General features: G+C 37.6%; 18 protein-coding genes, 1 pseudogene and 1 riboswitch. Of the genes and pseudogenes, 11 read left to right on the top strand and 8 right to left on the bottom strand.

Annotation, left to right across the window (positions count from 1 at the left end; genetic code table 11):
• Window positions 1-196: 196 nt before the first annotated feature.
• The 4 genes from ACB089_RS11980 (at window position 197) to ACB089_RS11965 (ending at window position 3,977) form a co-directional block, all read left to right on the top strand.
• The gene (locus tag ACB089_RS11980; protein ID WP_374966599.1) at window positions 197-520 is read left to right on the top strand and encodes a DUF4158 domain-containing protein; all 324 of its coding nucleotides are present in this window, start codon (window positions 197-199) and stop codon (window positions 518-520) included.
• A gap of 53 nt (window positions 521-573) precedes the next feature.
• Window positions 574-1,854, top strand: coding sequence for a sialidase family protein (locus ACB089_RS11975; RefSeq protein WP_374966598.1), 1,281 nt, complete (start codon window positions 574-576; stop codon window positions 1,852-1,854).
• A gap of 87 nt (window positions 1,855-1,941) precedes the next feature.
• Window positions 1,942-2,625, top strand: a complete 684-nt coding sequence (locus ACB089_RS11970; protein WP_374966597.1) for a response regulator transcription factor — start codon at window positions 1,942-1,944, stop codon at window positions 2,623-2,625.
• A gap of 5 nt (window positions 2,626-2,630) precedes the next feature.
• Window positions 2,631-3,977 (top strand): sensor histidine kinase, encoded by a 1,347-nt coding sequence (locus ACB089_RS11965; protein ID WP_374966596.1) that lies wholly within the window; start codon window positions 2,631-2,633, stop codon window positions 3,975-3,977.
• Between the two features lie 1,665 nt (window positions 3,978-5,642).
• Here the strand turns inward: ACB089_RS11965 and ACB089_RS11960 are convergent.
• The 3 genes and pseudogenes from ACB089_RS11960 to ACB089_RS11950 all read right to left on the bottom strand — a co-directional run bounded on the left by ACB089_RS11960 (window position 5,643) and on the right by ACB089_RS11950 (window position 8,685).
• Entirely contained in the window at window positions 5,643-7,124 is a 1,482-nt protein-coding gene (locus tag ACB089_RS11960) for an Lsa family ABC-F type ribosomal protection protein (protein ID WP_374966595.1), read from the bottom strand.
• Between the two features lie 497 nt (window positions 7,125-7,621).
• Window positions 7,622-7,955: pseudogene (locus tag ACB089_RS11955) on the bottom strand (cupin domain-containing protein); the annotation flags it as partial.
• A 142-nt stretch (window positions 7,956-8,097) separates the two neighbouring features.
• Window positions 8,098-8,685, bottom strand: coding sequence for an SCO family protein (locus tag ACB089_RS11950; protein WP_374966594.1), 588 nt, complete (start codon window positions 8,683-8,685; stop codon window positions 8,098-8,100).
• 569 nt (window positions 8,686-9,254) lie between these two features.
• Here ACB089_RS11950 and ACB089_RS11945 point away from each other — a divergent pair.
• The 5 genes from ACB089_RS11945 to ACB089_RS11925 all read left to right on the top strand — a co-directional run bounded on the left by ACB089_RS11945 (window position 9,255) and on the right by ACB089_RS11925 (window position 13,802).
• Window positions 9,255-9,590, top strand: coding sequence for a DUF485 domain-containing protein (locus ACB089_RS11945; RefSeq protein ID WP_068984300.1), 336 nt, complete (start codon window positions 9,255-9,257; stop codon window positions 9,588-9,590).
• Window positions 9,591-11,144 (top strand): cation acetate symporter, encoded by a 1,554-nt coding sequence (locus tag ACB089_RS11940; protein ID WP_374966593.1) that lies wholly within the window; start codon window positions 9,591-9,593, stop codon window positions 11,142-11,144.
• A gap of 485 nt (window positions 11,145-11,629) precedes the next feature.
• Window positions 11,630-11,968 (top strand): DUF485 domain-containing protein, encoded by a 339-nt coding sequence (locus ACB089_RS11935; protein ID WP_374966592.1) that lies wholly within the window; start codon window positions 11,630-11,632, stop codon window positions 11,966-11,968.
• Between the two features lie 8 nt (window positions 11,969-11,976).
• Complete coding sequence (locus ACB089_RS11930; protein WP_374967550.1) at window positions 11,977-13,521, top strand: cation acetate symporter; 1,545 nt, start codon at window positions 11,977-11,979, stop codon at window positions 13,519-13,521.
• Window positions 13,522-13,619: 98 nt separating this feature from the next.
• Window positions 13,620-13,802, top strand: coding sequence for a hypothetical protein (locus tag ACB089_RS11925; RefSeq protein WP_374966591.1), 183 nt, complete (start codon window positions 13,620-13,622; stop codon window positions 13,800-13,802).
• Between the two features lie 382 nt (window positions 13,803-14,184).
• Here ACB089_RS11925 and ACB089_RS11920 read toward each other — a convergent pair whose 3' ends face one another.
• Genes ACB089_RS11920 through ACB089_RS11900 form a run of 5 tightly spaced genes read right to left on the bottom strand, consistent with a single transcriptional unit; the run spans window position 14,185 to window position 17,726 of the window.
• Complete coding sequence (locus ACB089_RS11920; RefSeq protein ID WP_374966590.1) at window positions 14,185-14,934, bottom strand: TatD family hydrolase; 750 nt, start codon at window positions 14,932-14,934, stop codon at window positions 14,185-14,187.
• Entirely contained in the window at window positions 14,924-15,673 is a 750-nt protein-coding gene (locus ACB089_RS11915; RefSeq protein ID WP_374966589.1) for an ABC transporter ATP-binding protein, read from the bottom strand. The genes ACB089_RS11920 and ACB089_RS11915 overlap by 11 nt, the downstream gene beginning before the upstream one ends.
• A complete protein-coding gene (locus ACB089_RS11910) occupies window positions 15,651-16,421 on the bottom strand; it encodes an ABC transporter permease (RefSeq protein ID WP_374967549.1) in 771 nt (256 codons plus the stop codon). The genes ACB089_RS11915 and ACB089_RS11910 overlap by 23 nt, the downstream gene beginning before the upstream one ends.
• Window positions 16,421-16,711: an MTH1187 family thiamine-binding protein gene (locus ACB089_RS11905; protein ID WP_374966588.1), complete on the bottom strand. Its 291-nt coding sequence runs from the start codon at window positions 16,709-16,711 to the stop codon at window positions 16,421-16,423. The genes ACB089_RS11910 and ACB089_RS11905 overlap by 1 nt, the downstream gene beginning before the upstream one ends.
• 1 nt (window position 16,712) lies before the next feature.
• Window positions 16,713-17,726 carry an ABC transporter substrate-binding protein gene (locus tag ACB089_RS11900; protein WP_374966587.1) on the bottom strand — a complete coding sequence of 338 codons (1,014 nt, stop codon included), beginning with the start codon at window positions 17,724-17,726 and terminating at the stop codon, window positions 16,713-16,715.
• A 167-nt stretch (window positions 17,727-17,893) separates the two neighbouring features.
• Window positions 17,894-18,004, bottom strand: a riboswitch (TPP riboswitch).
• A 186-nt stretch (window positions 18,005-18,190) separates the two neighbouring features.
• Between ACB089_RS11900 and ACB089_RS11895 the strand changes: the two genes are divergently transcribed.
• Together ACB089_RS11895 and ACB089_RS11890 are read left to right on the top strand one after the other, a co-directional pair.
• Window positions 18,191-18,682, top strand: a complete 492-nt coding sequence (locus ACB089_RS11895) for an RNA polymerase sigma factor (RefSeq protein WP_374966586.1) — start codon at window positions 18,191-18,193, stop codon at window positions 18,680-18,682.
• The gene (locus tag ACB089_RS11890) at window positions 18,682-19,593 is read left to right on the top strand and encodes a sigma factor regulator N-terminal domain-containing protein (protein WP_374966585.1); all 912 of its coding nucleotides are present in this window, start codon (window positions 18,682-18,684) and stop codon (window positions 19,591-19,593) included. The genes ACB089_RS11895 and ACB089_RS11890 overlap by 1 nt, the downstream gene beginning before the upstream one ends.
• The last annotated feature ends 315 nt before the right edge of the window (window positions 19,594-19,908 follow it).

Raw genomic sequence — 19,908 nt, 5'->3', positions numbered from 1 at the left:
ATGGATTTACCGCGCGCATGTAACGAAATAAAAAAATTAAAGTTTTTCATTATTTAAATTCGATGCTATATTATATTTATAAATTTTAGAAATAAAAATAGGATTTCGGGTTAATCCCAAAAGACATTAAACAATGACTTAGGCTAACCCCTTTCTTATCTCCTTATAGAACGACAAAGGATGCTCTCTGTGTCCTTTGTCCTCGGTTATATTTCAACTGCTGCAATATTTGCAAATACCACCTGATTTCCGCGAGTGGGAATTGGGTACTTATTTCACATTTACCCAACATGACCTTGAAACCATCCAGCAGCGGCAAAGAGATTATTATCGACTCGGCTTAGTGGAGCAGCTGTGTGTACTTCGTTATCTTGGCTGGACGTTTTCTGAAATAAAGGAAGTGCTAGTTCAAGTCCTCAGTTATATAGGAAAGCAAATCAATGGCAACAAGATGATGCATTTTTATTCCTTGAATTATTCAAGGTTCGTTCAAGGTTCAGCGTTTAAGATGTTCTTGTAAGGCAATCGCCGGTAATTGCCGATACAATAAACATCACTTTGGAGGTAATAACTATGAAAACAAAATTCGAGTCCCTACTGAACACTGGCAAGAATAAAGCCCTGGCTGTCGCTGCATTCGGAGTGCTGACACTAACCGTCGGCTCTGACACGATCTACGCTGCACATGGAGACAATATTCACAACCTATCAGTCGAAGCAGATAAAGGCAGTAATAGCTACTCTACCAATAGCGGAATGAACAAGATTAAATATGCACCAAAAGGCGCAAATGCTGATGGAAGCTCGGCCTTTTCGGTAGGTACTCGATCAGCAGGTGGCGAGCTTAACAGCTTTGCAGTAAGACAGAATGCCGATGGCGTTACTGAATACTCGACGGATGGCGGCAAGACTTGGACAAAAAATGCACCAAAAGGCGCGGTTGTTACAAAGAATGCCGATGGAAGCTCGGACATTTCGGTAGGTACTCAACCAGCAGGTGGCGTGCTTAACATTGCAGTAAGACAGAATGCCGATGGCGTTACTGAATACTCGACGGATGGCGGCAAGACTTGGACAAAAAATGTACCAAAAGGCGCGGTTGTTACAAAGAATGCTGATGGAAGCTCGGCCTTTTCGGTAGGTACTCGATCAGCAGGTGGCGAGCTTAACAGCTTTGCAGTAAGACAGAATGCCGATGGCGTTACTGAATACTCGACGGATGGCGGCAAGACTTGGACAAAAAATGCACCAAAAGGCGCGGTTGTTACAAAGAATGCCGATGGAAGCTCGGACATTTCGGTAGGTACTCAACCAGCAGGTGGCGTGCTTAACATTGCAGTAAGACAGAATGCCGATGGCGTTACTGAATACTCGACGGATGGCGGCAAGACTTGGACAAAAAATGCACCAAAAGGCGCGGTTGTTACAAAGAATGCTGATGGAAGCTCGACCCTTTCGGTAGGTGCTCAATCAGCAGGTGGCGAGCTTAACGGCTTTGCAGTAAGACAGAATGCCGATGGCGTTACTGAATACTCGACGGATGGCGGCAAGACTTGGACAAAAAATGCACCAAAAGGCGCGGTTGTTACAAAGAATGCCGATGGAAGCTCGGACATTTCGGTAGGTACTCAACCAGCAGGTGGCGTGCTTAACATTGCAGTAAGACAGAATGCCGATGGAAGCTCGACCCTTTCGGTAGGTGCTCAATCAGCAGGTGGCGAGCTTAACGGCTTTGCAGTAAGACAGAATGCTGATGGCGTTACTGAATACTCGACGGATGGCGGCAAGACTTGGACAAAAAATGCACCAAAAGGCCTCGAAAAGTTTGTTCCCAAGACAGAAGCAAGGCTATAAACACGAAGTAAGAAAACCATAGTTTACGCAAAGTGGCTGACATACAGCCTCTTTGCATTAATATAAACCTTGATCGGAGGAAGAACGATGAGAATTCTCATGGTAGAGGATGAAATCTATATCGCCGAAGCGATCGCTCAAGTACTCAAGAACCATCATTATTCCGTGGATTTAGCCCATGATGGGGAGTTCGGGCTAGATTGCGCCTTTACTGGAATCTATGACTTTATCATATTGGATATCATGCTACCCAAAAAAGACGGCTTCACCGTTTTGGAGGAATTACGTCAAAATGACATCAACACCCCTGTAATCTTGCTTACCGCTCGTGGTGGGCTCGACGATAAAATTCAAGGTTTAGACTGCGGGGCTGATGATTATTTGGCCAAACCCTTTCACGCCGAAGAGCTACTCGCTCGGTTACGTGCACTTGGGCGAAGGCGATCTGAATGGGTTCTTGACGGACTCCTTACCTTAGATGATCTTGTCTTCAATCCTCACTCCCTCAGCCTTAGCTGTAACAACGCTGAGGTTAAACTAACTTTAAAAGAAGCTCAGTTACTCGAGTTACTCCTTTCGCGTAAGCAAGCTATCGTCTCTAAAGAAGTGATTATTGAGAAACTGTGGGGCTATGATTCAGACGCAGAGAGCAGTCATGTGGAGAATCAAATTTCCCTGCTGCGCAAGAAGCTCAATCTCATCAAGTCGCAAGTCGCCATCCGTACACTCCGCGGAGCCGGGTATACGCTAAGTGAGAAAAAGGACGGTTAAACGCCATGTTCATTAAATTACGCAACAAGTTTCTCTTACTTCACATGATCATCTCGTCAGCCGTCATGATTGTTGCTTTTTCCGTCGTTTACTTTGCGACCTACAACAATATACAAACAAACAACACACAAAAGCTCGAAGCGATTGCAAGCCCGCAATCCTTCACTATCGTCGGTTCCAAGAACTCCTCAGCAGAACCCAGCACTAACATCATTGTAGGAGAGACTGGAAACTCGGCAGTGTCCACCGTCGTCACTGCAGGAGACTCGCTATCTTTTCAATTCCAAGTCGATTCAAACGGCCAAATCCTAAATATACAGTCCTTCATGGATTTACCCGAATCTACCTATACGAAAGCAGCCAAGATCGCATGGGAGAATCGAGACCATCCGTCCATCGTAAGTCTAGAAGGTAGGACCTGGCAATATGTTGTCAAGCCAATATCCAATACAGTTGGTATTCGGGCTGAAAAAGATGGAAAAGTGTTGTCTGAACCGAACCCGTCGGTAAGGAGCGACGGGTACCAGATCGCTTTTCTAGATGTAACTGACAGCCTTCACACGCTCAAAAATCTGCTGATTACGTTTACACTGGTCAGTGTAGCTATGCTAGCCGTGATCTGGTTCATCAGCCGCTACTTCGCAAGCCGCGCCATTCAACCTATTGCTGCCGCATGGGAGCAACAGAAGCAATTCGTCACTGATGCTTCGCACGAACTTAAGACACCGCTCTCCATTATTAATGCAAACTATGACGTCCTCCTGACTTACAAAGAACAAACGATTGAAAGTCAGTTCAAGTGGATGGACTATATGAAGATTGGGATAGACAGGATGACGCAGCTCATAAACGATCTGCTTACTCTCGCTAAGACCGAAGACATGAGCGCTATTGTAGCTAAAGCACGTTTTAATATCAGTATTACTATTGAAGCAATGATGCAATCCATGGAAACGACCGCTCGGCGCAGAGGCTTATCTGTAAGTTCCAGCATTGAGAAAGATGTTGTCATGAACAGCGATCCGGAATTGTTCCAGCAGCTGATCACGATTCTTTACGATAATGCCCTTAAATATGCCAATGAGGACGGTAAGATCGAAGTCACGCTTCACCAGCACAAACATCGCATTGTCTGTACTATCAAGAACAGCGGAGAAGGGATCCCAGCGGAAGACCTGCCCCATATTTTCGACCGATTCTATCGAGCCGATCCTTCTCGGGCTAGCACAATCAGCGGATACGGACTGGGTCTCTCAATCGCGAGAAACATTGTAAATCGACTCGGTGGAGAGATCTCCGTAGCAAGCGTACGAAACGAATGGACGACTTTTACTATTATTTTCGAAAAATAAAATAAGCAACTCCTGAACGCATCGTAGAAGGTTCCTTCGCCTTTTATTTCAAAACCGTTGCCGTTACTTGTGATACGGTTCTCCGCGCTGTCTTTATCGGCAAGGTTTACAATAATTCAGAGAGGCTGGGACAAAACTAGCTAATATTTTTAAAAAAGAGAAATCGATGTAAAGTGTATCAACACAGGATTTTTAATCAATCTTTATTATAAATGATCAATCTTTTTTATAAAGCTACATTTAACCCTAAAAGTACAATTAAATTCTTGGAAAGGGGAATTATACAGAAATCTCACTTGAAGATTGCAATTGAAAAAGAGGTTTACTTACTGTTGGATAACAGTTAAATAAACCTCTTTTTATTTTTTTTAAATGATTCTTGCATCACTATTAAGTTGTGTGCGTCATGATTGGGTTGTTTACGTCACGACTAAGTTGTATACGTTACGATTGAGTTGTACATGGACAACAGCAGCTTATATTTGTAAAGGTTGTTTGGACATTATACAGGGAGTGTCCCAAAGTATTGTCTAAAAAAATGTCTAAAAGTTCTTGTACTCAAAAAAAATAAAGTGTCTAAAAGTTCTTGTCCATATACAATACAATTATTTGGGTAGTTGACGTATCCAAGCCCTCCTCCACGTTAAATAATTTTAGTTTACATAATATAAATTATAGGAAGTTATGTTTCATTGTAAAGTATACTAATAATATTGAGACGGAATGATAAAAATTGGTGGAATATTAAACAGTTTTGGATCTCGAATTTTAACAGCCAGATTGATGAATTGACTCCATTAAATATACAATACATATGGGTCCATCGATAAGTCCTCATTCGACTGCATATTTTCATGGCAATTCGTTGAAATATCAATGTTCATCTCAAGTTGAACTTTCGGTTTTTTTATTTTATCTAATCTCTGACTTATAAAGATTGTTTTCTAAATCCATTAGTACACACCGAATTTCTCTTCCATTTCTAACGCAGTCTCAAGAACTATTCCCAGTAAAATCTCTGTGCCTACGAAGCTGTTTCAATTCTCTAGAAGATCTTAACATTTAGTGATCTAAAGCAGTTTTTATGTATTTTCCTAATAAATTGTGTTTCATTATTTAGGCGTTACATCCTTAATCAGTAAAGAAATTACTTTTATATATAATGTTCGTGTTTTATTCAATCCATGAAGTCTCCAGCTGATGGACAAATAGCATTTTCATTAAAGAAACACGAACATTATTAATTATTTATCACTAAATAGTTCGTTGATTATCTTTTCAGGATTGATTACGAACACTCGTCTCTAACAATTCATAGCTTCAATCCCCTTCTTTTCAATTGCCGCTTCCAGAATTTCCACATAGCTTCCATTACTGAAAGACGAGCATGTGTTGATTACCCGTGGTTCTACCCAAATCCTCTCATACAAATACATCAGTAGCTCATTGAATGCAGATAACGCCTGTACAGGTTGCTAGTTCCTTAGCACAGCTCAAATGTCATGAATCATTACGCTCAATTGGGAAACTTTCAACCGGCGATTTCCCTCTAATCAAATTTTCTCTGAAATGATTCGTGTTCTCTTCTTCGCTTTAAAATTTCTGAAACAACAATTATTATGGCGTTAAAAAAAGCATCGGTTTTTACACCGATGCTTTCTCCATTTAACGAATGTTTATTGTTTTTGTTGCAACTGTTTGTTGAAATGCCTGATCATGCTCAACAATAACCATTGTGGGATTAAATCTTTGAATAAGCTCTTCAATCTGCATGCGAGAATAAATATCAATGAAATTTAATGGTTCATCCCAAATATATAAATGAGCTTTTTCACATAAACTTTTGGCTATAAGCAGCTTTTTCTTTTGTCCACCAGAATAATGAGATATATCTTTCTCAAATTGAATTCGGTCAAAATCCATCTTACGTAGAATGGATTTAAACAACGTTTCATCAATCTGATGCTCTTCAATAAAGTCCGATAACAGTCCCTTCAAATGAGAAGTATCTTGTTGGACATAGGAAATAATGAGGCCTGAACCTAAATGTATTGAGCCTGAATGCTGTATCGGATTTCCTAGAATTAGTTTTAGGATACTACTTTTACCGCTTCCATTCTTTCCATCCAGTACAATTCGGTCACCTTGTTCAACTTTAAAGCTAATTGGCTTATTCACAATTTGGTCATCGTACTTAACAGACACATCCGCCAAAACAATCAATTCCTTTGAATGTAATTCCAATGGTTCTACTTTTAATGTCTCCGTTTTTTCCACATTTTTTAGCAATTTTGACTTTTCCTCAATAGCTTTTTGTTGCCTTGATTGAATGTTCTTTGCTCTTTTCATCATCTTTGCCGCTTTATGTCCTACAAAACCCTTATCCAACTTAGAACCTGAATTCGTCGTCCCATTCTTAGAAGCTTCCACTTGATTAGACCAACCTGTTGAACGCTTCGAAGACTGAGTTAATCTCCCAATGTCTTTTTGTAGACGCTGATTTACTGCCGCTTCGTGTTCCTGCTGTCTATCAAAATTTAACTTCCAAGAAGAATAGTTACCACTTTGCACTTCAATATTTGCCCGATTGATAGATAAAATATGGTCAACGCATCCATCTAAAAAGATTCTGTCATGTGAAATTAAAATAAACCCTTTTTTCTTCCTTAGATAATCAGAGACCGTCTTTCGTGCATCCGTGTCTAGATGATTGGTTGGCTCATCAATTAATAGAAATTGACCCTCAGTCAAAAAAAGTGCAGCAAGCAACACCTTAGTTTGCTCTCCGTTTGATAATGTATTAAATGGTCTGTACATGATCTCGGCATCAACATTTAGATAGGATATTTCACGAAGATATTCCCAATCTTCAGCTTGAGGACAAATTTCTTCAAAGATTTCATAAGTATACTTGTTTTTATCCGAAACTGGATAAGGAAAATAATTAAATTCTACAGAAGAAATGATTTTCCCGCTATACTCATAATTCCCTAATAATAAATGAAAGAATGTTGTTTTACCTCGTCCGTTTCTACCAATAAATCCGAGTTTCCAATCCGTATCTATTTGAAAGTTTACACCTTCAAAAATATTGTCAAAGCTACCTGGATAAGAAAAAGTTAAATCTTGAACTTTAATCATTGACATGATAATTCCTCCTTTGTATATCAACACTTTTTACTCTTTATACAAAGTCGGCACATCCATCTATTCTAAATTTCTCCGTATAAGTTTGATGGATATTAACGACTTATACGGAGTATTACATGCGTAACAATCGTGTCTGATTCGCTCATTTCTCTCTCTCCTTTATTTATTAGATTTAAGTGACTATGAGAGAATAAAAAATCCCCCCAATTTGTCATTGGAAGGATTAGTCTTTCACTTATATTAAATAAGTTCTTTTTGCCATTGGAATCATGACAACAAAGTATAACTGATTTATAAAAATGGACAGACTAATCCTATATTTTGTAGTTTGAAGTTATTCATTTCAAATAAAATATAGATTAGTTAATCATTGTCCATCCATCAGTCCTCTCATAATTGTATTTTTATCTTAACAAATTTTTTTATGGAATACAATTGACCAAAAGCCTATCAATTCCAAATTGACTTTTAATTGTCGCATTAATATCTGATGTTTATGCCTCATGATCTAATTTTGCAAATTCTATAACTGCTAAACCGATTGCATAAGTTGCTTTCGGTGTATAAGCGTCCATAAAGACGAAGACACCTTTATCAACGTGCATCCATTCGTTGTCTATGTTATACATACCTCGCCCTCTTAAAACGTAAGACCATGTTCTTGAACGTGTGTTTCAATGTAACCATATGAGCACCTGGTTTGAATGAAAGAATACGAATGTTCATCTCCTATAAGTCTTGGATTAATACTTCTATCATACCTCCATATGGTTCTTGTTTGATGTCTTTCTCATTACCTGTAACAACTACTGATGTATGCCCTTTAATAGAAAAAAACACTTTAAGCAAATTCATTTATCTACATTAATTAATTTGCTCCTATGGTAGTAATAGAATGTTCGATTTTTGTTTTATCAATTACAGCAAAAAAATAACTCAGAGGCCCTTCAAACCTCTGAGTTATCACTTTTTACTTAGTTAACGCCTTCATATCTGCCACAATCGTCTCAACTGGTACTTCTGTGTTACCGCTATAATCCTTCACAACAATCCCATCAGCATTGACTAAGTAATAACTTCCCATATGTATAACTTGGTCAGAATTCGGATCATTTTTTACGTGTGAATTAAACGATTTCATTGCAAACTGTTCAATGAACTTTTGATCATAGCCAGTTAATAGCTGCCATTTACTTGCATCAGGCACTGAATATGATTTTAAGTAATTTGTTAACACATCTGGTTTATCAACTTCAGGATCCACACTAAAAGCTACGATTTGATAGTCTTCTATGCCTTCATCCTGAAGTGCCTTTTGTACCTCTGTCATGTTAAACGTCATTGGTGGACAAATGGTAGTACAATTAGTAAAGATAAACATAGCTAACCATGGCTTACCTTTAAAAGTATCAAGACTAACCTGTTCATTTTTTTGATTTGTTACCGAGAAGTCTTGTACTTCTATATTCATTTCTGGTTCAAATTTATAACTACCACAAGCAGTTAACACGCTACTTAATGCTAGTATCAAAACAATCATGACACTTTTCTTTTTCATAAATTTGCTCACTTCCCTTCAATTTACCATCGTTGTTAATTGTATAAATTATAGTAACCAAATACAAGATTATGACCATATCCTTTCATTTTTTTATGTCAAAACTTTGTTCATTGTATGATTTTGGCATAAGAATTCATGTTTTTTTAAAAATTTTTTCGAAGCTTTTTTTACTATTTCGATTATTTCCCGAGACACCACATCCGTTGTTGTATAACAAAGTTTTTTTGCGTTTTATGAGCTTCCGTTATTTAATGACACAATAACAATTTCCACAAAATTCTCTTTTATGTTCATTTTTTCTCCTACATTCGAATTTATTATCATTAAACTATTTTAATAATATTATTCTTATGGATAATTCCGTTCTCTTTTATACGGATTATTTCTATTAAATCCTTAATATTTCTATGTTATTTCCACATTTCGAAAGAGATTAAAAATTATAAAAACTCAAAATTTAGTATTGCATTATAAGAAACTACCCCATAAAATAAGTGAATATAACGACGACTTAAAAAGAAATTTGTCGTTTAAAACAGAAATATAACACTTTAGGGGGAATAATAATGGCTAATGTTTCTGGGAACAAACATATAGAATCAGTTGATTATCATGCAATTGAAGCTATGGAATCGTTCAACAAGTTCGTGAAAAAGAAGAATACCTTCCTTTTCTCGATTACAGCAGGGTTTTTAATCCTTTATATTTTGCTACCAATCCTTGCTTTTCAACCTGTACTACAACAAAAAGTCTTCGGAAATATTACGGGTGTTTGGATTTATTCAGCAGGATTATTCATTATGACAATTGTTCTTTGTACAGTCTATGTGAAAAAAGCTTCTTCATTCGATAAAGCTGCGGCGGCGGTGCTTGCAGAGTATCATGCGAAAGGTGGAAAATAAATGAACTTAGTATCCGTTGGTTTCTTTTTAGCAATCGTTAGTTTAACACTTGTTGTTACATATATCGCAGCAAAGCGTACGTCTTCTGCCGCTGATTTCTATACTGCTGGCGGAGGCCTTAAAGGTTGGCAAAACGGCTTTGCGATCGCTGGTGACTATTTATCCGCTGCCGCATTTCTTGGGGTGTCTGGCGCGATTGCTTTAACTGGTTTTGATGGTTTCTTCTTCTCTGTAGGCTATGTAGTAGCTAACTTAGTGCTTCTTTATGTAATTGCAGAGCCAATGCGTAACTTAGGTCGTTATACTTTAGCTGATATGCTTACTTCACGATTCAACGAAAAACGTATTCGTGGTGTTGCTGCGACAGGAACAATTATCATCGTTATTCTTTATATGATTGCGCAATTAGTAGGTGCAGGTGCCCTTATTAAACTTTTATTTGGTATTGAGTACTGGATTGCGGTTTTAATCGTAGGTGTTATGATGACTACTTATGTATTATTTGGTGGGATGACAGCTACTTCTTGGGTGCAAATTATTAAAGCTAGTCTTCTATTATTCGGAACAGGCTTATTAGCTGTATTAGTATTAGCTAAATTCGATTTCTCTCTTATGAAAATGTTTGATACGGTTGCTATGGAACATGGTGAAGAATTCCTTGTACCAGGGATGAAATATACAAGTACAATTGACTCTGTTTCGATGATGATGGCGCTTGTTTTAGGAACATCTGGTTTACCACATATTTTAATGCGCTTCTTTACAGTGAAAGATGCCAAAACGGCTCGTTCTTCTATTTCATGGACGACTTGGATTACAGCTATTTTCTTCTCATTAACTATTTTTTTAGGTTTTGGAGCATTAAACTTTGTAGGATTAGATAATATTCTTGCCGAAAGTAAGGCAGGTAACACGGCTGCCCCACTTCTTGCCCACTACTTGGGTGGTGATGTGCTAATGGCATTTATCGGTGCAGTAGCGTTCGCAACAATTCTAGCTGTTGTTTCAGGCTTAGTTTTAACAGGTGCTTCTGCCATTTCTCATGATATTTATGGTGAAATTATTAAAGGTGGTAAATTAACGGAAAAGCAACAGGTTGTAGCAGCACGTACTGGCTCTATCTCTATTGCCATTGTTTCGATCATCCTAGCGTTATTTGCGCAAAACTTGAATGTATCGTTTTTAGTATCCTTTGCATTTTGTATTGGCGCTTCTGCAAATTTACCAGTTATTCTTTACACAATTTATTGGAAGAAATTCAATTCAACTGGTGCTATTACAGCAATGGTAACTGGTTTAGTATCATGCTTAGTTTTAGGTGCTATGGGACCGAATGTATGGAGTCCTGTTGAAGGTGCAGCAATCTTTGTCGGTAACCCGATTGTGCCTTTAGCAGTACCGGCAGTCATTACGATTCCACTTGGCTTTATCGCGGGTTACTTAGGCTCTGTTCTATCTTCAAACAAAGTACCACAGGAAGAAGCAGATCGCATTTATAAAGAAATTCGCGTTAAAGCAAATACAGGTGTATCTGTTTCTGACGTTTCTCACTAAAAACCATATTATTACAATTACATCTATCATTTTTCTTATCCATTTAATAAAAATATCATATTAAAAAACTCGATTTTTGGTCGAGTTTTTTATTTTTTTATTACGAAAAATTTACCAATTAACTTATTGAACAATACTATTCACTTTTAAAAAAACGAAGAAAAAACAATTCTCACAAAGTAAATAGTGTTTATTTTTTAAGAAAAAATCATTCTTTTTTTCAAAATGCAACCCTATTTTTTGCTTTAAAATCTAGAATTGACCTAACTTGTTTATTTATCTGAATTTTCTATAACCCTTTAATTTCTAGGCTTTGTTGTATATTTTCTCTTTCAAGACTTTTTTTCTGAAAATTATTTTTTCATAATTTTTCTGAAATGTATTGCAATTTTGTGAACTCTCTCATAAAATGAAGATGTGAATTCACTAAATTAGCATATTTTAGTATTTAAGCAGTAAAAATAAACACAAAATGGGGAATGTTAATGGCGAACAATCAAACAAACAAGGCCGTCGTGATTGACTATGATGCAATTGCACATCAAGAATCATTTAAATCACTTGTACGAAAAAAGAATTCATTTCTTTGGTCAATAACTGTAATCTTTTTAGCAGCTTACATGTTACTTCCAATTCTTACTTCGTACACGACGATCCTACACCAAAAGGCATTTGGGGAAATTACTTGGGTGTGGGTATATTCAGCAGGATTATTCATCATGACTTGGAGTTTATGTCACTTATATGTAGCAAAAGCGAATACATTTGATAAAGAGGCAAAGGCGATTATCGAAGAATATGAAAACGGAGGTGGCCGCCGATGACTAACGGAATGAGCTTTACAGCGATCTTCTTCTTCGTAGCCATTGTTGGTTTAACATTAGTTATTACATGGTGGGCATCTAAACGCACTTCTTCTGCAAGTGATTTCTACACTGCAGGTGGTGGATTAACAGGCTGGCAAAATGGACTAGCCATTGCTGGTGACTACTTATCAGCAGCTTCTTTCTTAGGGATTGCTGGAGCAGTTGCATTATTTGGATTTGATGGATTCTTCTTCTCTATTGGTTATTTAGTAGCATACTTAGTGGTATTATACATCGTTGCTGAGCCATTACGTAACCTTGGTAAATTCACATTAGCTGACATGATCACTGCGCGTTTCGACAGCTCTAAAGTTCGTGGTACAGCAGCTTTAAGCACTATTACAATTGTTTTATTCTACATGATTGCACAACTAGTTGGTGCAGGAGCACTTATTCAATTACTTTTAGGAATCGACTATTGGATCGCAGTTTTAATCGTAGGTGTGATGATGACAACTTACGTATTATTCGGCGGTATGACGGCAACATCTTGGGTACAAATTATTAAAGCCTGTCTTTTAATGTTAGGTACTGTCATTATTTCATTCTTAGTATTAAAAGAGTTTGGTTTTAGCATTTCGACAATGTTCAAAGAAATGGGAACTGCTACTGATAGCGGTGCAGCTTATCTGAATCCAGGTCTTAAATACACAAATGGTATTGATACAATTTCAATGTTAGTCGCTTTAGTTTTAGGTACAGCTGGTCTTCCACATATCTTAATGCGTTTCTTCACTGTAAAAGATGCGAAAACTGCTCGTTCTTCAGTTATTTGGGCTACTTGGATTGTTGGTATCTTCTACGTACTTACTATCTTCCTAGGTTTTGGTGCAGCTAAATTCGTTGGTAAAGATGCGATTATTGAAGCGAACGCTGCTGGTAACATGGCTGCCCCACTTCTTGCAGAAGCACTTGGTGGCGACATCCTATTCTCATTCGTATGTGCGGTAGCTTTCGCGACAATCTTAGCGGTAGTAGCTGGTCTTGTACTTTCTGGTGCATCTGCCCTGTCACATGATATTTATGGACAAATCATTAAAAAAGGCAAAGTTACAGAAAAAGAGCAAGTACTTGCAGCACGTATTGGTTCTATTACAATCGCTATTATTTCTATCTTATTAGCGCTTGGTGCACAAACATTAAACGTAGCGTTCTTAGTATCACTTGCATTCTGTATTGCAGGTTCAGCTAACCTTCCTGTAATCATCTATACAATTTACTGGAAACGCTTTAATACAGCTGGTGCTGTAACGGCAATGTTAACAGGTTTAATCTCTGCATTAGTACTTGTAGCAGTTTCACCAAACATCTGGAATCCAGTTGAAGGAAAAGCCATTTTCGTAGGTAAACCGTTAATTATGTTAACGAACCCAGCTTTAATCTCTGTACCACTTGGTTTCCTTGGAGGTTTCATTGGAACATTACTTTCTAAAGAATCAGATGCCAAAAAATATCGTGAAGTGGAAGTTAAAGCAAACACAGGTATTTCTGTACAGGATGTATCTCACTAATCATATGACAACCGCCTCGTAAGTTACATACTTACGAGGTTTTACTTTTTCTTCCGTATTAGGTACTATATTTACAAAACCAGTTGGAGGTAATGATCATGACACAATCAAAAGCAAAAAAGAAACGCATGCATGTAAAGCGCACGAAAGGGAAGGACGTTGAAAAAAATCGTCAGTTCTCCCCTTTCAGCACACATGAACGACTAACAAAAACAAAAAAAGAAAGCATCGACCAAGATTATACAAAGCATAGAAAACCCAACCACTCTGAGGATTATTAGTGGTTGGGTTTTGATTTTAATGAGCCATCCTGAGGTGGCTGATCATAATGATAAAGTCACCCCTAATAAATTAATAGCTGAAAAAAGTTCTAGCATTTTAATATGAAATTACTGTTTGCATCTGATCATTTGTTGAGTTAATAAATAGATCCCTTTTTAAACTTTCGCTTAATAGTGGACGTTCCTTTAAACACCTTCGTAACCGTATGTAGGCTATCGTGATTCTACTATTTTTTATCAGCGATGATTGAGGGTTTATCAGCGATTCTGGCACTTTTATCAGCGATGTTGGAGATTTATCAGCGATGCTGGCACTTTTATCAGCGATTCTATTACTTTTAAAAAACACAGCTACTCTTTAAAAGAACAGCTGTGTTTTTTGCTATAAATTATAAAATGTTGTCGTATTATTTGTTATGATGTGTGCCGCTTCCTGCGTTTTGATCCCCTTTATTGAAGCAATAACCTCAATAGAATGATCCATCATCCAAGGAGACGTCCGTTTATTGTTAAAAGGACCTTCAAACGGCCATGGTCCATCTGTTTCTACCATCATCAGCTCGATTGGGTATCTTTTGATAAGCTGTTGAATCTCCGCTTCATACGTACAATCAGGCGTGACAGAAATGAAGTACCCATTAGAAATCATCCGTTCAATCACTTTGTCATCGCCTTTAAACCAATGAAAATGTGCTTTCGTTACATGATGCTTTTCCAACAAATCACAAGCAATAGCCGCATCCTCATAAACGGCATGTAAAACAACTGGTTTATGTAAGTCCTTCGCCAGCATAATAAAACGTTCTAACAATGCCACATACGGACGATCATCAATAGCCTTCTCTTGTTTCAAATAATAAGGTAATCCGACCTCACCAATCGCTACCATATCATGAGCATGCTGGCGTATCCAAGTAAATAATGCCTCTTCCTCCTCAGCACTCGGTAACGCTTGTTCAGGATGAAAACCAAATGCAGCCTTGATCTTTGCATAGGTTTTCGACAACTTCAACGTTTTTTCACACGATGGAAGGTTCATACTCACGGCAATCACATGGTCAACTTCCTCTAGTAAAGCCGGTATAGTACTTTCCTTATACTGCTCTAAATGAATATGCGCATCAATCAACATTTACGTCATCCTTTTCTTCTTTTAAATACATAAATAACTGTTGCTTTAAAGCAGTAAACGTTGTGGAATGGCGAATTTCCTCTGTTCGCGGTCTAGCAAAAGGAACGAGTATTTCTTTTTTAACCGTAGCTGGTCTTTTCGTTAAGACAATGATGCGATCGGCTAAAAAAAGCGCTTCCTCGATACTATGCGTCACAAATAGAATTGATTTTCGGTATTCCTCCCATATCGATAAAAGCCACGCCTGCATTTCAAGCCTTGTAAATTCATCAAGTGCAGAGAACGGCTCATCTAGGCATAATATGGGCTTATCACTGACGATGGCACGAATAAATGATACTCGTTGTTGCATACCGCCAGACAGCTCATTTGGATACGCATTTTCAAACGATGCAAGTCCCACTTTGTCTAACCATTCCTTAGCACGTTCAATATTCGGTTTTTGCTGCAGCTCCTCAACAATCGTGACATTTTCTACTATCGTACGCCACGGCAGTAAGCATGGCTGCTGAGGCATATAGCCAATCGTTCCTCTTTTTTGCTGGATATCTGTCCCGTTTAATAAGATAGCTCCCTTATCAATGGAAGACACACCACCAATTAATTGAAAGAGTGTACTTTTTCCACTTCCTGATGGACCAATAATCGCAACAAATTCCCCATCCTTCACTTCAAAAGATAAATTACGAATAACTTGAAGAGAATCAAATGATTTATCAATGTTTTGAATGCTGAGCATGTAATCCTCTCCCCTTCACGACAAGCTTTTCTATTAATCGAATAACACTAAATAATAGTAAACTTAAAAAAACAATGGCAAAAATCGCTACAAATACGCGGTCTGTTCGAAATGAAGACTGTGCTAATGTCATATAGACACCAATCCCCTTTTTCGCCCCTAGCCATTCTGCAATAACAGCTCCCATTACGCTATAGGTTGCTGCAATCTTAATGCCTGAAAAAATTGCTGGATACGCGTACGGCCATTCTAGCTTCCAAAAGGTTTGTGCTTTCGTTGCACCGATCATCTCAAAATAATGCTTCAGCTCCGGCGAGGTTTGACGGAAGCCATCCATTGCCGAGATCACAATGGGGAAAAAGCACACGAGGCAAATAATAATAAGCTTTGGCAATAAACCAAATCCAAACCAAATGATTAATAACGGTGCTAGGACGAGCACAGGGACATTTTGTGACATTATGAGAATAGGGTAAAATAGCTCCCGAATAAACGTAAAACGATGTAATATCACAGCAACCGTTAGCCCGAACAATATCCCAATGGCAAGACCTAGAAGTGCTAGTTGAACAGTTGCTAATGCATGCGGCAAGAACGTATCATACGATTGAAAACCTTCTTTCAAAATGGCACTCGGTGCAGGCAATAGCCAATGAGGAATGTCTGCAAAACGGACAATTAGTTCCCATATAGATAAGAGGAAGGCGATAAAAATTATCGTCCTTCCTTGTTTTATTGCCGACCTCATCAATGGTATTTCTCCGTTAACGTCTCCATTTTAATACCTGATGGCTGATATAAAATTTTCACTTGTGTAATAACATTGATCGCACCAAGTTCAATCATTTTAACATTCATTTTTTCAATGATTTGTAGCAACGACGATAGCTCACCCTCCATCGTCGTTTCGAGCGGGTGTACTTCATATTTCACTCCTGATGCGTCAATAATAGCAATTGCCGCATCGACATAAGGGATCACATCTTCATATTTTTCAGTTTTCGGGATAATTTGTACGCTTACTAATGAATTTGCCATGCTATTTTGTCTCCTTTTTCGGTAAAAAGTCGTTTGTAAATGCTTGTTCTGCGTTAAATTCGCCCTCTAAAACCTTGTTGCTAGCCATCCATTTAGCGTAGTTTTCCCAAACAGTCAGCTTTTGCTCACCCCATTGAGCGGCATCGTCTTGATATTTATCTGCTAGCCATTCCTGACTTTTATGCACAAGCTCTTTATCTAAGTCAGGTACCGCTTCTAATAAAATATCAGCTGCCTCACTTGGATGACTTATCGCATATTCATAGCCCTTTGTAGTAGCAGCGACAAATGCTTTTACCGTATCTGGATCATCCTTAATCATTTTTTCATTTGTAGCAAGTACAGGCGTATAATAATCAAGCTGATCGCTATAATCTGTTAAATAAAGCATGTTCAGCTTTTCACCACGAAGTTCTGCTTCAATGCCTGTCCATGCATAATAAATCCACGCAAAATCAATATCCTTTTGCATCATTGTGAAGAAATCTAAATCGCCTGCATTAACAATATCTAGCTTATTAATATCCGCATTTTCTGTTTGCATAAGTGATTGTAGGACAGCCTGTTCAACCGGTGCACCCCAACCACCATATGTTTTCCCTTCAAAATCTTTAGGTGACTTAATCCCTTTAGATGCTATTGACGCAAAGCCAGAAGTATTATGTTGAATAATCGCTGCAATTGATACTAAAGGTACACCCTGCACACGTGCCTGTGTAATTCCTTCCTGATAGCTTACACCAAACTGTGCCTTACCAGACGCCACTAGCTGATCAGCACCCGTTTCGCCAGGTAATAAAATCTCAACATCTAAGCCCTGTTCCCTAAAGTAACCAAGTTTCTCCGCTACATATAACCCTGTGTGATTTGTGTTCGGTGTCCAATCTAGCACGACCGATACCTTTTTTAATGCATTCGCATCGTTTTTACCCTTAGTATCCTTTGTCTCCTCTTTTTCGCTACAGCCGACAAGTGTTAAAAGCGCAGCCATTAGGATCAATAACCATTTTTTCATGCTGAATCCTCCTAGGAAGTAATTTGAAAGTGTTCATGAACGAATGTTTTAACCAGAAGAAAGCGTATCCACAGTCAGTATGCACCCAAGGTTATCGCATATAACAAAAACATAAAAAAACGCCTAGGATTCCCCCAGACGTTTTACAATCAGTATCAAAAATTTTCTTTTTTTGAATAGATGTTCCCTCCGCTGGTACGAGCCAAATCAGGTTCAAAGGGTCAGCGTCTATCGGACACAATCTCAGCTGGCAACTACCAGCCCCCCTACATTCTTTCCATATGAACTTTTCGAGATTATTATAACCATATCTATCTTTAAAAGACAAGGCTCTATTTCATATTTAATGTAATGTCATTTCAGAAGGCACTGTGAAACACAGCCTTTATTCTATAATAACTTTATATGTAAGTGTATACATTTGTGATTACTCATTCGTTGTATAAGTGTAAGGAGGACCAACAATGAGAAAAGAAAATGAACTGACCTCCTATCTAATCCATTTAGGAGAGGAAGTGTTCAAACTATTACGAATGAAAGGAGCTAATAAAGAAGATGCAGAGGATATCATTCAAAACACCTTTTACAAAGTTTACACACTATTGGATGACCTAACTGAGAGTAATCTGCGTCCATGGTTTTTCAGAGTAGCACTTAATCAATATATTGACTTGAAAAGGAAAAAGGAGCATAAGAACATTTACATCACTGAGGAAATATATTCAAAGCTCCAACACATCGATGATCACTTTGAAAAATTGCTAAATAAGGATGAGATTTTCTATTTATTAAAAGACATAAAAAAAGAATATAAAGAAATATTCTTTTTAAAGTATTACTATGATTTTTCATATGAAGAAATTGCTAATTTGTTAGATATTCAAGTAGATAGCGTCAAGCAAAAATTATATCGCGCACGTAAATGCATTCACTCAAAAATAGGAGGTACATATTAATGGAAACTTCGTTAAATGACGCTTTAAAAAAAGCTAAGCGAAAACAATTATTAAAAATTATCATCACTTCAATTATTGTAGTACTACTTCTCTGCCCTATTTTTTATAAAATAGGTAACTACTTTGCAGCAAAAAGTTCTAACAGACTGCACGAACAGCTTTTTTTACATAATGCTATTGCTGAACCTAATATTCAAATCGACTCTCAAGTAACGAGTAATTCTTCCATGTTTGGTGGAAACATTATCACAAACCGTTCGAAGAATATTAATGGTTATGTCGTTCCATGGAGCACGCTTACAAGTTCATACGGTTGGCTTCGCCTCAATATTGATACGAACGAGTTAGTACCAGGGTTTTATTGGTCTGATACAGAGTACTATGAGTACGATAAACAGACAAAAACTAAATCAGCGACATTTTATCATCCATCCATTCAAAAATACTTTGACGATGTACCAAACGAACTAGGCGAAATTTCGCAACTGGAGAATCACGTTGCAGAAGTTGCCGTTTCTTTCAACAAACCTTATACATTACAAGAAATACAAGGGAAAATTCCTAGCAATTTAAACATCGTATGGTTATATATGACTTCCCGAATTACGGATGAAAGTAATGGACCTGCTGGTTTAGAGGTTTATGGCTTTGATCCAGCCGATTCACCGAAAGAGGCCTACGATGACTTTATTGATACACTTCAAGAATATGATGCGAATAAAAATGACGAAACCATCCAAGCGTTTTTAAATTCAAATAAAGATAAACGGTTTGAGGAAGTGAAAATTTTAGGGGTCATGCTCACTGGCAAAACAAATAATTTTAAAGCCTTAGAGAATCAAGATTTTATCCGTGGTGCTTCAGTAGGCGCCACTGCACCAATCGTTCCTTATATTAAGCCAGAAAAATAAAGTAAAGAGACCAGATATCAAAGGTCTGATCGATCCCTAGATTATTCTAAAATAAATCTAGAGTGAAAATTTTACTGTTATAGTATGATAACGTTAAAGTTTATTCAGCATTTAGAAGATGATATTGAACTACGGAATGAGGAAAGTATCTTTTTCTTTTATCTGGCGTCTTATAATGCTAACGTATATGTTATTTCTGTAGGAATGTGATAAAAAAGTGTTAACGGCACTTCCCTTGATTTCTCAAAAATATTTAGCACAGCATCATCAAATTGTCTTTGTAGATTTATTGAGAACAAGTATAAAAAAGAGACC

The sequence above is a fragment of the Lysinibacillus sp. RS10 genome (assembly GCF_041956855.1).
Lineage (GTDB): Bacteria > Bacillota > Bacilli > Bacillales_A > Planococcaceae > Lysinibacillus > Lysinibacillus xylanilyticus_A.
The sequence above is the reverse complement of the archived record's forward strand: the minus strand, read 5'-3'. Positions and strand labels throughout refer to the sequence as shown.